The organism is Pseudonocardia parietis (genome assembly GCF_017876315.1).
GTDB lineage: Bacteria > Actinomycetota > Actinomycetes > Mycobacteriales > Pseudonocardiaceae > Pseudonocardia > Pseudonocardia parietis.
This window is the reverse complement of record NZ_JAGINU010000001.1, coordinates 276,540-290,282: the sequence shown is the minus strand read 5'-3', so window position 1 is coordinate 290,282 and position 13,743 is coordinate 276,540. Positions and strand designations below refer to the sequence as shown.

Here is a 13,743-nt window from a genome sequence, read left to right as displayed (position 1 = left end):
CTCATTGCCGGGAGAGAGCCATCCGCATCTCCGCCGCGCTGTCGACGACGAGTTCGCCGCTCACGTCGACGGTCACGCTGCGCAGCACCCCGGTGAACCGGAACGGGGCCGTGTACGCCTCCACGATCGGCGCCCCGGGGTTGGCCCCGCACGTCATCCCGCCGGGGTTGTACATGATCGGGACGGTGACGGGCAGGTCGGCCTGCGCGACGAGGTCACCGTCGACGTACAGCTGGGCCCGGCCCGGGGAACCCCTGCCCTGGGCGAGGTCCGGGGCGCCGGTGGGCTCGAACTCGAACCGGAGCAGGTGCTTGCCCTCGGTCAGCGGATCGGGTGCCGACACCTGGTGGACCGCACGGCTGACGTAGTTGTGGGCGTAGTGCAGCCGCTGGTCGCGGACGTAGAAGGTGAACCCACCGCTGTTGGCGCCCTGGCAGAGCAGCACCCCCTCCGCCCCGCCCTGTGGGATGTCGACGTCGGCGGTGATGCTGTGCGGGCGGTTGTACATCCGCGGGGCGACCGAGCCGGGCACGACGGCGGTTCCGGGCCAGAACGTGTAGCTGGTGCGCGCCTCGGTGAGCTGCGGGCGCTCGGTCAGCAGCCGCTGCACCGCGCTGCCGTCGACGGGCAGCACGTCGTACCGGCCGGCCTCGACGTACCACCGGGCGATCAGCTCGATCAGCTTGCCGGGGTGCTCGGCGGCGACGTCGTGGTTCTCCGCGAAGTCCTCGGCCGAGTGGTAGAGCTCCCAGCGTTCGGCGTCGAGCATCGCCAGCGTGTCGGCCGTGATCGCGGCGCCGAACGGCAGATCGGCCTCGGCGAAGGACGGGCCCGGCCACGGGCAGACCGCCCGCCAGCCGTCGTGGTCGATCGCCCGGTGGCCGAACATCTCGAAGTACTGCGTGTGGTGGCGGGTCGGGGCGTCGGGATCGTCGAAGGTGTGGGCGAAGCTGACGCCGTGCAACGGCGACTGGGTGACGCCGCGGATGGTCGCGGGTGGCTCGAGGCCCAGCACGTCCAGGACGGTCGGGACCATGTCGATGATGTGCGCGTACTGCCGGCGCACCTCGCCGCGGGCCGACATGCCGGCGGGCCAGTGCACCAGGAACGGGTCGCTCGCACCACCGCGGTAGGTCTCCCGCTTCCACCGCCGGAACGGGGTGTTGCCCGCCCAGGTCCAGCCCCACGGATAGTGGTTGAACGTGTTCGGCCCGCCCAGCTCGTCGAGCTTGGCCAGGCTGTCCTCCAGCGACTCCGGCGCGTTGTTGAAGAACTGCGTCTCGTTGGTGGTGCCGGTGACCCCGCCCTCGGCACTGGCTCCGTTGTCGGAGACGACCATGATCAGCGTGTTGTCGAGCTCGTCGGTCTCGCGGAGGTGGTCGAGCAGCCGCCCGATCTGCGCGTCGGTGTGCGACAGGAACCCGGCGAACACCTCCATCATCCGCGCGGCCAGTGTGCGGGCGTCGGCCGGGAGCGACTCCCACTCGGGGACGTCCGGGTCGTGCCGCGAGAGCTCGGCGTCGGCCGGGACCACGTCCCACTCCTTCTGCCGTGCGAACGTCTCCCGGCGGTAGGCGTCCCACCCGTCGTCGAAGCGTCCCCGGTACATGTCCGCCCATTCCCGGGCCACGTGGTGCGGCGCATGCGTCGCGCCGGGGCAGAAGTGCAGGTAGAAGGGCTTGTCCGGAGCCACCTGCTTCGCGTCGGCGATGAACGAGATGGCGTGGTCGGCGAGGTCCTCGGTCAGGTGGTAGCCCTCGTCCGGGCTGCGCGGCGGCTCCACCTGATGGTTGTCGTGGACGAGGTCGGGATACCACTGGCTGGTGTCACCGCCCAGGAACCCGTAGAAGCGGTCGAAGCCGCGCCCGAGCGGCCAGCGGTCGTAGGGCCCGGCAGCGGACTCCTGCTCGGACGGCATCAGGTGCCACTTGCCGATCATGTAGGTGCTGTAGCCGTGCTGCTGCAACATCTCGGACAGGAACCCGTTCTCGAACGGGATGTTGCCGTCGTAGCCCGGGTAGCCGGTGGCCAGCTCGGTGATCGCGGCCATGCCGTTGGCGTGGTGGTTGCGTCCGGTGACGACGCACGACCGCGACGGGGAGCAGAGCGCCGTGGTGTGCATGCGGTCGTACCGCAGGCCGGAGGACGCGAGCGAGTCCAGGTGCGGCGTGGCGATCGGGCTGCCGTAGCAGCCGAGCTGGCCGAACCCGGTGTCGTCCAGGACGATGATGATCACGTTGGGGGAGCCCGGGGCCGCCCGCACCGGCCGGGGCCAGGCGGGGACCGACTCGTCGGTCGTCCGGCCGATCCGGCCGGGGAACGCCGTGCCCGGCGGGTACTCCGTCAACGCCATGGTCGTGCCCTCCCACCCGAGCAGCCGCTGCTCGGCACGCTCATGCGGTGAGCGAACACTGCTGCCGACCGGCGGGACCTCACCCCCACGAGGTGATTTCCGCAGGCCGCCCGCGGCTGCTCGAACCGGGGGCGGGATCCGGGCGAGCGCAGCCCGGCGTGGGTGAGCTCGCCCGGTGCGGGTGGCGCGCACGCGGTCGCGGCGGACCAGGATCGGCACGTGGTCGAGGCCGCCGGCGCTATCCGGGCCGGCATCTCCGGAGGGAGCCGAGTTGGTCACGACGCGTGGTGACGACGCCGCCGGAGGAACCGCGGCCGAGCGACTGACGGTGAATGCCCTGGCCCGCACCCGCTCGGCGCTGACCGGAACGATCTTCGCGATGTCGGTCCTGGCCTATCTCGGTGATCACGAGACCGGTCTGGGCCAGGCCGTCGTGACGGTCGTGGGTACCGGAGTCGTGATCTTCTTCGCGGAGGCGTACGCCGGGCTTCTCTCGTCGTCCCTCGCTGCTGCCCACCGGCTCGGGGCCGGCGCCGTCCGTCACGAACTCCGGACCTGCTCGGCGGCCGCGGCCCCCGGCCTGCTCGCCGGCCTCGCCCTGCTGGCGGCCGACCTCGCGGGGCTCGATGTCCAGGTCGGCATCGACGTGGCGCTCTGGCTCGGGGTCGGATCGCTGACCGTGTGCAGCGTCGTGGCGAGCCGCGTCGCGGGACGCGGCATCGCCGTGCAGGTGGCGTTGGTCGTCGCCTCGGTCGTCGTGGGTGGGGTCATCATCGTGCTCAAGGCCGCGCTGCACTGAGCCCGAGCTCGTCGAGGATGCGGTCGTTGTGCTCGCCCAGCGCGGGCACCGGGCCCATCGGCAGCTCGACGTCGCGGTAGGTCATCGGCGGCAGGAGACCGTGGATGTCGCCGGCCTCGGTGGCGACGGTGCGCCACCGGTCGCGCTCGCGCAGCTGCGGGTGCTCGACGAGCTCGGCGGTGCCGTTGACCTGGGCGGCCGGGATCCCGGCAGCGGCGAGACGCTCGTCGAGCTCGGCGGTCTTCCGGCGGACGGTGTGCCCGCCGACGGCCGCGTCGCAGGCGGCGCGGTTGCGGACGCGTTCGACGTTGGTCACGAAGCGGGGGTCGTCGGCGAGGTCGGGGTCGTCGAACACGTCGGTGACCAGGGTGCGCCAGCCGCGGTCGTTCTGGACGCCGATGAGGATCTGCCCGTCGGCGGTGGGGTAGGCGTCGTAGGGGGCGATCGCGGCGTGGCTGAGGCCCATCCGCGGGATCTGCCGGCCACCGTAGAGCTGCATGTAGAGCGGGTGGCCCATCCACTCGACGGCGGCGTCGAACATCGAGACGTCGACGACGGCGCCCTCGCCGGTGCGTTCGCGGCGCAGCAACGCGCTGAGCACGGACATGGCGGAGTAGAGCCCGGCGGCGATGTCGGCATTGGGCACGCCGGTCTTGGCCGCGGCGTCCGGGGTGCCGGTGACCGACACCATCCCGGCCTCGGCCTGGACGAGCATGTCGTAGGCCTTGCGGTCGGTGCGCGGCCCGCTGGTGCCGTAGCCGGAGATGTTGACCACGACCAGGCGCGGGTCGGCGGCGCGCAGGGTGTCGGCGTCGAGCCCGAGCCGGTCGACGGCGCCGGGAGCGGTGTTGTGCAGGAACACGTCGGACCGGGCGATGAGCTCGCGCACGACCCGGATGCCGCGCTCGGACTTCAGGTCGACGGCCAGGGACTCCTTGCCGCGGTTGAGCCAGACGAAGTGGGTGGCCAGGCCCTGCACGGCGTCGTCGTAGTGGCGGGCGAAGTCGCCCTCACCGGGCCGTTCGATCTTGACGACGCGGGCGCCGAGATCGGCCAGGTGACGGGTGGCGATCGGCCCGGCGACGGCCTGCTCGAGTGCGACGACGGTGTACCCGGCGAGCGGCAGGGTCACGACTGCGCCACCGCCTGCCGGACGAGGCCGCCACCGACGATGAGGCGCTGGATCTCGCTGGTGCCCTCGTAGAGGCGCAGCAGCCGGACGTCGCGGTAGATCCGCTCGACCGGGATCTCGCGCATGTAGCCGGCACCGCCGTGCACCTGGACGGCGAGGTCGGCGACCTTGCCGACCATCTCGGTGCAGAACAGCTTCACCGCCGACGGGGCGATGCGGCGGTCGCTGCCGTCGACGTAGGCGCGGGCGGCGTCGCGGACCATCGCGCGGCCGGCGAGCACACCGGTCTGCATGTCGGCGAGCATGGCCTGCACGAGCTGGAAGTCGCCGATCCGCTGCCCGCCCTGGGTGTTCTGGGTGGCGTAGGCGACGGACTCGTCCAGCGCGCGCTGCGCGGTGCCGACGGCCAGGCCCGCGATGTGCACCCGGCCGCGGGCCAGCGAGGTCATCGCGGCCTTGTAGCCGGCCGCGGCGTCCCCGCCGACCAGCGCGTCCGCCGGTACGCGGACATTGTCGAAGTGCACGTCGGAGGTCGCCGAGCCCTCCTGGCCCATCTTGGCGTCCTTCGGGCCGACGGTGACGCCGGGCGTGTCCGCGGGGACGAGGAACACGGCGATGCCCGGCTTGCCGGGTTCGGCGTCGGCGTAGCGGGCGAAGACCACGAACAGGCTCGCCGACGGCGCGTTGGTGATGAACTGCTTCTGCCCGTCGATCACCCAGGCGTCCCCGTCGAGGCGGGCGCGGGTGCGCAGCCCGGCGGGGTTCGACCCGGCACCGGGCTCGGTGAGGGCGAACGAGGCGACGACCTCACCGGAGGCGATCCGCTCCAGCCACTGCTTCTTCTGCCCGTCGGTGCCGAAGTTGACCAGCACCTGGCCGGCGATGCCGTTGTTGGTGCCGAACATCGACCGCAGCGACAGCGTGGTGTAGCCGAACTCCATCGCGAGCTCGACGTCCTGGACCAGGTCCAGCCCGATCCCGCCCCACTCGGCGGGGATCGCGTAACCGAACAGGCCCATCTCGGCCGCGGCGGCACGCAGATCGTCGGGTACCCGGTCCTCGCGCATGATCTCGTTCTCGCGCGGGACGACCGCGGACCGGATGAACTCCCGGACCTGCTGCTGGATGAGGCGGAAGTCGTCGGCGGACACGTCGGAGGACGACGGCGCTGTCTCGGTCATGCCCCCGATGTTCGACCGCGATCCATCGTATGTCCAATACCAATATTGCGGCTATTGTTGCAGCAGAGGCATCAGTGGGGGCCGCATGGACACACAGAAGCTGCAGGTCTTCGTCACGATCGCCGAGGAGCTGCACTTCGGACGTGCGGCGGCACGGCTGCACCTGGGGCAGCCGCACCTGAGCCGCACCGTGCGGGCCCTGGAGTCCGAGCTCGGTGCGGAGGTGTTCCGGCGCACCACCCGGCGGGTCGAGCTCACCCCGGCCGGTGCCGCACTGGTCCCGCACGCGCACGCGCTGCTGGCCCGCGCCGACGAGGCACGGGCCGCGGTCGCCGCAGCGCGCGACGGCCGCAGCGGCCGGGTCCGGATCTCCTTCGCCGGGCCCTCGGCCCACGCGACGGTCGGGCAGCTCGCCCGCGCCGTCCGTGAGCAGCATCCGCTGCTCGACCTGGAGTTCCTGCCCGGCCGCTACGGCGCGACGGCGATCACCGAACTGCTCGAGGGGGAGTCGGACCTGGCGCTGGCCCGGTTCGCCGCCCCGCCCGTGGGCGTGACCAGCCGCAGCGTCGCCCGGGAGCGGTGCGTCGTGGCCGTGCCCGTGGCCCACCGGCTCGCCGACGCCGACGAGGTCCGGATCGCCGACCTCCGCGACGAGCCGCTCATCGCGTTCCCCGAGTCGTTCGGGTCGGCGGTGCGGACGATGTTCGTCGAGCACTGCCGCGCCGCCGGCTTCGCGCCCCGGATCGTCCAGACCGCGCCCGACTCCTGGACGTGCACGGCGCTGGTCTCGGCCGGGGTCGGCCTGCACTTCACCACCGCGAGCGCCGTCGCGCACCTCCCGCTCGATGGTGTCCGCGTCCGTGAGATCGCCGACCCGCTGCCCACGATCGACGTCTTCCTGATCTGGCGTCGTGACGACGACTCGGCCGTGCTGGAGCGGGTGCTGCAGACCTCGACCGAGATCCTGCCGGGGGACGGCGGCCGGCCCGACGTCCCCCGGCGACGATGACGACGCGGGTCAGACGCCCGCGGTCTCGTCGTCGGTGATCCGCTCGAAACCCTCGTAGCCGTTCCCGGCGACCTCGGCGAGCTTCTGCCGGTAGGCGCCGATCCCGGCCATGTAGAACATGACGGCGTTCTGCTTGCCCGGGATGTTGGCTCCGAAGATCCACGAGTCGGCCTTCGGGAACAGGGTCATATTGGCGATCTCGGTGCAGGTGGCGGTCCAGCCGTCCTCGGCCTCCGGGGTCGGCTCGACGGTGCGGATCCCGCGCCGCTCGGCGTCGCCGATCAGCCCGCCGATCCACTCGACCTGGGTCTCGATGCTGGGCGGCAGGTTGGTGAACGGCCCGTTCGGGCCGAGGATCATGAACATGTTCGGGAAGCCGGACTTCGACAGGCCCAGGTAGCTGGTCGGGCCGTCGGTCCAGTGCTCGTCGATGTGGCGGCCCCCGCGACCGCGCAGGTCCATCGCCCGGTAGTTGCCGTCGACCGCGTCGAACCCGGTGGCGAACACCAGGACGTCGAGCTCGTGGATGACCCCGTCGGCGGTGCGGACACCGGCCGGCGTGATCTCCTGGATCGGGTTCTCCTTGATCGGGACCAGCTCGACGTCGTCGCGGTTGAAGGTCTCGTAGTAGCCCTCGTTGCACAGCGGACGCTTGGCGTAGAGGTCGGTCGGGGTGAGCGCACGGGCGGTCTCCGGGTCCTCGACGATCTCGGCGATCTTCGAGCGGATGAACTCCGCGGCGGCGGCATTGGCCTCCGGGTCGGTGGCGATGTCGGCGAACGTGCCGAACATGAACCGGAAGCCGTTGCCCTTGTCCCAGTTCTCCTGGAACACCCGCCGGCGCTCGTCGGCGGACACGCTCATCGCCTCGACGCCGCTCTCCTCGAACCCGAAGCCGACCACGGAGTTGCGGACCTGGTCCCAGATGGCGTCGAAGTTCTCCTTGGCGGCGTCGACCTCGGACCGGTCGACGGGGCCGTTGCCCGACGGGACGACGTACTGCGGTGTGCGCTGGAAGACGGTGAGGTGCCCGGCCATCTCGGCCGCCGCCACGATGAACTGCGTCCCGGTGGAGCCGGTGCCGATCACGCCGACCCGCTTGCCGGTGATGTCGAGGTCGTCCGGCCAGGCGTTGGTGTGTACGAGCCGCCCGGCGAAGCCGTCCCGGCCCGGGATGTCGGGGATGTTGCTCCTGGCCAGCAGGCCGAGTCCGTTCACGACGTAGCGGCTGGTCAGGCTCCTCCCGTCGGCGGTGGTCACCGTCCACAGGTCGGTGTCCTCGTCGAACGCGGCGCCGGTCACCTCGGTGTTCAGCGCGATGTCGCGGCGCAGGTCGTAGCGGTCGACGACGTGCTCGAGGTAGGCGAGGACGTCGGGCTGGTCCAGGTAGCGGGTGGTCCAGTCCCACTCCTGCAACAGGTCCTTGTCGAAGGAGTAGCGGTAGACGAAGCCCTCGGTGTCGGACTTGGCGCCGGGGTAGCGGTTGAAGTACCAGGTGCCGCCGACACCGCCGCCCTTCTCGAAGCCCTGCACGGTCAGACCGAGCTCGTTGCGCAACTTGTGCAGCATGTAGATGCCGCCGAAACCGGCGCCGATGACGATCGCGTCGACGTCCGCGGTGCGAATGGTGCTCATGGATGCTCCAGGGTGTGTGGCAGAGGACGAGCCGGTCGGGTGGCGGCGGTCAGCCGCGGAACCACTTCGCGATGGCCGCGATCTCCTCGTCGGCCTCCGGCGCACTGCCGGCCAGGAACGGGAAGACGTGCTGCATGCCTTCGGCGACCGACAGCGTCACGTCGACGCCCGCCGCCCGCGCCCGCTCGGCGAGCCGGGTCGCGTTGTCGACCAGCGACTCCGCCGATCCGGCGTTGACGTAGAGCGGCGGGAGTCCGGTGAGGTCGGCGTGCAGCGGGTTCGCCAGCGGCGTCCTCGGGTCGATCCTGCCCTCGGCGAGGACGCCGGCGATCATGCCTTCGAGCAGCGGGACGGTGATCAGCGCGTCGGTCGCGTCGTTGGTCACCAGCGTCCCGCCCGCGTTCTCCATGTCCAGCCACGGTGAGAACGCGACGATCCGGCCGGGCAGGGGGCCGCCCCGCTCGCGCAGCGCGAGCGGGATCGCGACCGCGAGGTTCCCGCCGGCCGAGTCGCCGATCGTGGTGATGTCGGCCGGGGCGATGCCCCGCTCGGTGAGTGCGGTGAACGCCGCGACGCCGTCCTCGACCTGCGCCGGGTGCGGGTGCTCGGGAGCGCGGCGGTAGTCCAGGACGAACGCGGTGACCCCCAGCGCCTTGGCCACGTGCGCCGCCAGCTTGCGGTGGCTGGACGCCGAACCGACGGCGAACCCGCCGCCGTGGGTGTAGAGCAGCACCTTCGTGGGGTCCGCACCGATCGGCAGCGTCCAGATCCCGGGGACCCCGCCGACGGTCTCCTCGCGGTAGGTCACGTCCTCCGGCTCGCGGGTCGGCTGGTGCCACTCGTCGAAGATGCTGCGGAACAGCCGCATGGTCAGGTCGGGAGTGCCGGCGATGATGTCCGACCAGTCCGCGTAGAGCGCTCGCAGGGCGTCGGACTCGGCAGACGTGCCCGTCGGACGGGACGATGGCGTCGTTGTCATCGGGTTCCTCCTCGAACTCGTGTCACGGACCGTGTGACGTAGGACTCACTGTGGCGACCGGACGAGCCCGGCGGGTGTTCCGATCTGGAACGCCGTGCGGCACTGTGGACACGCAGCAGGCGGTGGCGTCGGGAGGCGCGACACCGTCTCGGACGGACCGTGGGACGACGATGCGAAACGAGATCCGGAACCTGCCGACCCTGTCGTCGGCCGAACGCGACCGCATCCGCCGGAGCCGGGAGGCACTGGTCGGGGGCGGGTTGCTCGACGCGCCGCCCGGCAGCACCGGGGTGCCGCAGCACATCGAGAAGAGCTGGCGCCGGTGCGTCGGGGACAGCGTGCCCGTGGCGGGTGTCGAGATCGGTTACCGCGAACCCGGGGACGCGCTCTCGGCGCTGCGCCGGGCCGCGGGACCGGTACTCGACCGGCTCAAGGACAGCCTCGCCGACGTCCCGGTGGCGATGGTGCTGTCCGATGCGACCGGCCGCATCGTGCAGCGGCACGCCGCGCTCCGTCGCCAGCGCACGGTCATGGACCGGGCGAGCGCCGCGGAAGGGTTCGACTTCTCCGAGCGGTCGATCGGTACGAACGGCATCGGCACCGTGCTCGCCGAGCGCAGACCGATGCTGGTGCGCGGCCCGGAGCACTACAACGTGTTCCTGGAACGACTCACCTGCGCCGGCACCCCGATCGTCGAGCCCTACACCGGACGGCTGGTCGGCACCTTCTCGCTCGCGTGCTCCGTCCGCGACGTCCACCCCCTGATGACGGTGCTGGCCGGTGACATCGGACGGCAGATCGAGGAGCGCATCACCGAGGACGCCGGGGACCGGCACCGCGGGCTCGTGCAGGCGTACCTGTCGCTCGACCGGGCGCCGGGCGCCGCGCTGGTCGTCGACGAGGAGACCGTCCTCGCCAACCGTCTCGGCCTGCACCACACCGGGCCCGAGCTGCACGCGCTGCTGTGGCCGTTCCTCGACGAGCAGGGGCCGTCCCGCGCGCAGAAGATGCAGATTCCGCTGGCCGACGGCATGCACGAGGCCATCGTCGAGCCGGTGCACGACGGCGGCCGGCGCGCCTACAGCGTGCGGCTGTCGCCGCGCCGACCAGGGGGAACGCCCGCCGGGAGCGGTGCGACCGGCGGCGTGAGACTCCCGGCCCCGGCCCGCGAGCCGCTGCACTTCCATCCCGACGTGCACCGGCAGCTCGAGACCGCGGTGCGGCACCACGAGCTGGTCGCGCTGACCGGGGCGAGCGGCACCGGAAAGCTGCGGACCGCGTTGCGCACGTTGCGCACGCAGGAGGTGGAGGAGCCGCTGGTCCTCGAGCCGCATCTGGACCCCGGATGGTTCGACGCCGCCTCGGCCGCCGCCTCGGCCGGCCGAGGAGTGGTCATCCGCAGGATCCATGCGGCACCCTCACCGACGCCTGCGCAGGTGCAGGCGCTCACGGCGTCGGGCGTCCCGGTCGCGTTGACCGCCGATCTCGACGCCGCCACCGACACCGTCCTCGGGCTGGTGCGGCAGGTCGCGACGACCGTCCGGCTGCCGGCGCTGGCGCAGAGCCGGGAGCACCTGCCCGCCCTGGTGCGGGCGATGCTGGCGGAGCTGCCGGAGCCGGAGTCGGCGACCCGCTTCTCGGCCCCGGCCTGGGACCGGTTGACGGCCTGGCACTGGCCCGGCAACCTCGCCGAGCTCCGCAACACGCTGCTCGTGCTCGCCCGTCGGGCCGGCGGCGGCACGGTCGATGCCGACGACCTGCCGGACGAACTCCGGTCCGTCCGTCGTTCGGCGGGGCTGCTGGAGTCCGCCGAGCGCGAGGCCGTGGCGGAGGCCCTGCGATCCTCCGGTGGTAACCGCAGCCGGGCCGCGCAGGCACTGGGCATCGGTCGCACCACGCTCTACCGCAAGATGCGGGAGTTCGGGCTCACCTGATCGGCTTGCGGCGGCGCCCCCACAGGGTCGGACCGCAGGTCGCAACCGTCACATCTGCGGGACTGCTCCCGCACGTGACAGTACGGTCCGTCCCGGTACGCGGCTCATCGGTGGCCGGCTGCCCTCCTGCTCCGCACCCCACAGGAAGTGGCGATGTCCCGTCCTGCCCTGCTCGCGTCCCTGTCCGGGGGCCGGGTCCCGCCCCTGCGCGTGCTGCGTACGGAGGTGCTCGCCGGGCTGGTCGTCGCGCTCGCGCTGATCCCGGAGGCGATCGCCTTCTCGATCATCGCCGGGGTGGACCCGAAGGTCGGTCTCTACGCCTCGTTCACGATGGCCGTGGTGATCGCCTTCTGCGGCGGCCGACCGGCCATGATCTCCGCTGCGACCGGGGCGGTGGCACTGGTCGTGGCCCCGCTGGCGCGCGAGCACGGCGTCGAGTACCTGTTCGCCGCCGTCGTGCTGGGTGGGGCGATCCAGGTGCTGCTGGCCGTGACCGGGTTCGCCCGCCTGATGCGGTTCCTGCCCCGCAGCGTGATGGTCGGTTTCGTCAACGCGCTGGCGATCCTGATCTTCACCTCGCAGCTGCCGCACCTGTCCGGCGTGCCGTGGCAGGTCTACGCCCTCGCCGCCGTCGCGCTGGCGGTCATCGTGGGCCTGCCCCGGCTGACCCGGGCGGTGCCCGCTCCGCTCGTGGCGATCGTGCTGCTGACCGCCTTCACGCTGACGGCGGGCGTGGCCGTGCCGACGGTCGGCGACCAGGGGGAGCTGCCCGACGTCCTGCCGGTGCTCGGAGTGCCCGCGGTGCCGGTCACGGCCGAGACGCTGGCGATCATCGCGCCGTACGCGCTCGGGATCGCCCTGGTCGGGCTGATCGAGTCGCTGATGACCGCCAAGCTCGTCGACGACATCACCGACTCCCACTCCGACAAGACGCGCGAGAGCTGGGGACAGGGCGTCGCCAACGTCGTCACCGGCTTCTTCGGCGGCATGGGCGGCTGCGCGATGATCGGCCAGACGATGATCAACGTGAAGTCCGGCGCCCGCACCCGGGTGTCGACGTTCCTCGCGGGGTCGTTCCTGCTGGTCCTCGTCGTCGTCCTGGGCGAGCTCGTCGCGCTGATCCCGATGGCCGCGCTCGTCGCGGTCATGATCATGGTGGCGGTGTCGACCTTCGACTGGCACAGCGTGCGGCCGTCGGTGCTGCGGCGGATGCCGAAGAGCGAGACCACGGTGATGGTGTCGACCGTCGCGGTCACCGTCGGCACCCACAACCTGGCCTACGGCGTCGGCGTCGGCGTGCTGGTCGCGATGGTGTTGTTCGCCCGCCGCGTCGCGCACCTGGTCGAGGTCACCTCGGTCCTCGATCCGGACGGCGGCACGAAGGTCTACCGCGTGAGCGGTCAGCTCTTCTTCGCGAGCAGCAACGACCTGGTGTTCTCGTTCGACTACGCGGACGACCCGGAGCAGGTGGTGATCGACCTGTCGGACGCCCACATCTGGGACGCCTCCACGGTCGCGGCCCTCGACGCGATCACGACCAAGTACGCCGCGCGCGGTGTCGAGGTGACCGTCACCGGGATGAACCGGGACAGCCGGGTACGGCACGAGCGCCTCGCCGGACACCTGACCGGCGGTAACTGACCCCGGGCGCCGTCTCACACGTTGAGCTGATGTTGAGATCGCGTTGTGCGACGAGTGATCCGGACCACACATACTCCGGTGCATGAAGCTCGCTCTGTACCTGCCGAACTTCCGGGACAAGGTGACCGTCTCCGAGCTCGAGGACCTCACCGCGCTCGCCGAGGCGCTCGACTTCGACTCGGTCTGGACGCTCGACCGGATCGTCGTCCCCGAGGCCTCGGACCGCGCGGAGCTGCAGCATTCGTTCGGCATGATGGAGGGGCTTCCCAAGGCCCTGCCGGTGTCGTCGCGGGGCGAATGGCTGCAGGGCATGCCGCTGATCCCGTGGCTCGCGGCGAAGACGTCGAAGGTCCGGATCGGGATGAGCATCATCGACACCCCGTTCCGGTCGCCGGGTGTGCTCGCCGCGGAGCTGGCCACCATCGACCATCTCTGCGACGGCCGGCTCAACGTCGGGGTCGGCTCCGGCTGGATGCCCGAGGAGTTCGCGGCCGCCAGCGCGGCGCACATCTTCCCGAAGCGGCACAAGCACGTGCGCGAGACGATCGAGATCATGCAGGGCGTCTGGGCGAACGAGCACTTCGAGTACCACGGCGAGTTCGCCGACTTCGAGAAGTGCGGGTTCGGCGCGAAGCCGGTGCAGAAGCCCGGCCCGCCGATCTACTTCAGCGGGCTCAAGGACCCGAAGCGCTCGGCGCTGCGCATCGCGAAGTACGACCTGTCCGGCTGGATCGGGATCCAGGACTCACCCGACGACATCGCGCGGTGGCGCACCGAGATCCAGCGGGAGCTCGACGAGCTCGGGAGCGGGCGCTCCGTCGACGACCTCGACATCTGCAGCATGCTCTGGACCGTCATCACCGACGAGGAGACCGACCAGTCGCCGAACGGCAAGGTCAGCAACCTCATGGTGGGCACCGCCGGGCAGATCACCGACAACCTCAAGCGCTACAAGGAGGCCGGGCTCACGATGCCGCTGTTCTGGCCGCCGTTCCAGGACGTGCCGGTCTCGAAGACGCTCGACGACCTCAAGCGCCTGAAGGAGGAGATCCTGCCCGAGGTCGAGGCCGCGTAGGTTCC

General features: G+C 71.4%; 10 protein-coding genes. 5 read left to right on the top strand and 5 right to left on the bottom strand.

What is annotated here, in order from left to right; translation table 11 throughout:
• Position 1: 1 nt before the first annotated feature.
• Positions 2–2,353: an arylsulfatase gene (locus tag JOF36_RS01385; protein WP_210024614.1), complete on the bottom strand. Its 2,352-nt coding sequence runs from the start codon at positions 2,351–2,353 to the stop codon at positions 2–4.
• Between the two features lie 271 nt (positions 2,354–2,624).
• On the opposite strand from JOF36_RS01385, the gene JOF36_RS01380 reads away from it, so the two are divergent.
• Complete coding sequence (locus JOF36_RS01380; protein ID WP_210024613.1) at positions 2,625–3,152, top strand: hypothetical protein; 528 nt, start codon at positions 2,625–2,627, stop codon at positions 3,150–3,152.
• Here JOF36_RS01380 and JOF36_RS01375 read toward each other — a convergent pair.
• Together JOF36_RS01375 and JOF36_RS01370 are read right to left on the bottom strand one after the other, a co-directional pair.
• On the bottom strand, positions 3,133–4,284 hold the full coding sequence (locus JOF36_RS01375) for a CaiB/BaiF CoA transferase family protein (protein ID WP_210024612.1): 1,152 nt from the start codon (positions 4,282–4,284) through the stop codon (positions 3,133–3,135). The genes JOF36_RS01380 and JOF36_RS01375 overlap by 20 nt on opposite strands.
• A complete protein-coding gene (locus JOF36_RS01370) occupies positions 4,281–5,465 on the bottom strand; it encodes an acyl-CoA dehydrogenase family protein (protein WP_210024611.1) in 1,185 nt (394 codons plus the stop codon). The genes JOF36_RS01375 and JOF36_RS01370 overlap by 4 nt, the downstream gene beginning before the upstream one ends.
• A gap of 85 nt (positions 5,466–5,550) precedes the next feature.
• Between JOF36_RS01370 and JOF36_RS01365 the strand changes: the two genes are divergently transcribed.
• Positions 5,551–6,474, top strand: a complete 924-nt coding sequence (locus JOF36_RS01365) for a LysR family transcriptional regulator (RefSeq protein ID WP_210024610.1) — start codon at positions 5,551–5,553, stop codon at positions 6,472–6,474.
• 9 nt (positions 6,475–6,483) lie between these two features.
• Here JOF36_RS01365 and JOF36_RS01360 read toward each other — a convergent pair whose 3' ends face one another.
• Entirely contained in the window at positions 6,484–8,109 is a 1,626-nt protein-coding gene (locus JOF36_RS01360; protein ID WP_210024609.1) for a flavin-containing monooxygenase, read from the bottom strand.
• A 49-nt stretch (positions 8,110–8,158) separates the two neighbouring features.
• Positions 8,159–9,088 (bottom strand): alpha/beta hydrolase, encoded by a 930-nt coding sequence (locus JOF36_RS01355; RefSeq protein WP_210024608.1) that lies wholly within the window; start codon positions 9,086–9,088, stop codon positions 8,159–8,161.
• A gap of 170 nt (positions 9,089–9,258) precedes the next feature.
• Between JOF36_RS01355 and JOF36_RS01350 the strand changes: the two genes are divergently transcribed.
• The 3 genes from JOF36_RS01350 to JOF36_RS01340 all read left to right on the top strand — a co-directional run bounded on the left by JOF36_RS01350 (position 9,259) and on the right by JOF36_RS01340 (position 13,738).
• Positions 9,259–11,022 (top strand): sigma-54-dependent Fis family transcriptional regulator, encoded by a 1,764-nt coding sequence (locus JOF36_RS01350; protein WP_245350608.1) that lies wholly within the window; start codon positions 9,259–9,261, stop codon positions 11,020–11,022.
• 153 nt (positions 11,023–11,175) lie between these two features.
• Positions 11,176–12,663 (top strand): SulP family inorganic anion transporter, encoded by a 1,488-nt coding sequence (locus tag JOF36_RS01345; protein ID WP_210024607.1) that lies wholly within the window; start codon positions 11,176–11,178, stop codon positions 12,661–12,663.
• A gap of 82 nt (positions 12,664–12,745) precedes the next feature.
• On the top strand, positions 12,746–13,738 hold the full coding sequence (locus JOF36_RS01340; protein WP_210024606.1) for an LLM class flavin-dependent oxidoreductase: 993 nt from the start codon (positions 12,746–12,748) through the stop codon (positions 13,736–13,738).
• Positions 13,739–13,743 lie beyond the last annotated feature (5 nt).

Excerpts from the sequence above, each read along its gene's own strand:
- JOF36_RS01345 (WP_210024607.1), top strand. The coding sequence starts at position 11,176 with ATGTCCCGTCCTGCCCTGCTCGCGTCCCTGTCCGGGGGCCGGGTCCCG.
- JOF36_RS01340 (WP_210024606.1), top strand. The coding sequence starts at position 12,746 with ATGAAGCTCGCTCTGTACCTGCCGAACTTCCGGGACAAGGTGACCGTC.
- JOF36_RS01370 (WP_210024611.1), bottom strand. The coding sequence starts at position 5,465 with ATGACCGAGACAGCGCCGTCGTCCTCCGACGTGTCCGCCGACGACTTC.
- JOF36_RS01385 (WP_210024614.1), bottom strand. The coding sequence starts at position 2,353 with ATGGCGTTGACGGAGTACCCGCCGGGCACGGCGTTCCCCGGCCGGATC.
- JOF36_RS01360 (WP_210024609.1), bottom strand. The coding sequence starts at position 8,109 with ATGAGCACCATTCGCACCGCGGACGTCGACGCGATCGTCATCGGCGCC.
- JOF36_RS01355 (WP_210024608.1), bottom strand. The coding sequence starts at position 9,088 with ATGACAACGACGCCATCGTCCCGTCCGACGGGCACGTCTGCCGAGTCC.
- JOF36_RS01365 (WP_210024610.1), top strand. The coding sequence starts at position 5,551 with ATGGACACACAGAAGCTGCAGGTCTTCGTCACGATCGCCGAGGAGCTG.
- JOF36_RS01350 (WP_245350608.1), top strand. The coding sequence starts at position 9,259 with ATGCGAAACGAGATCCGGAACCTGCCGACCCTGTCGTCGGCCGAACGC.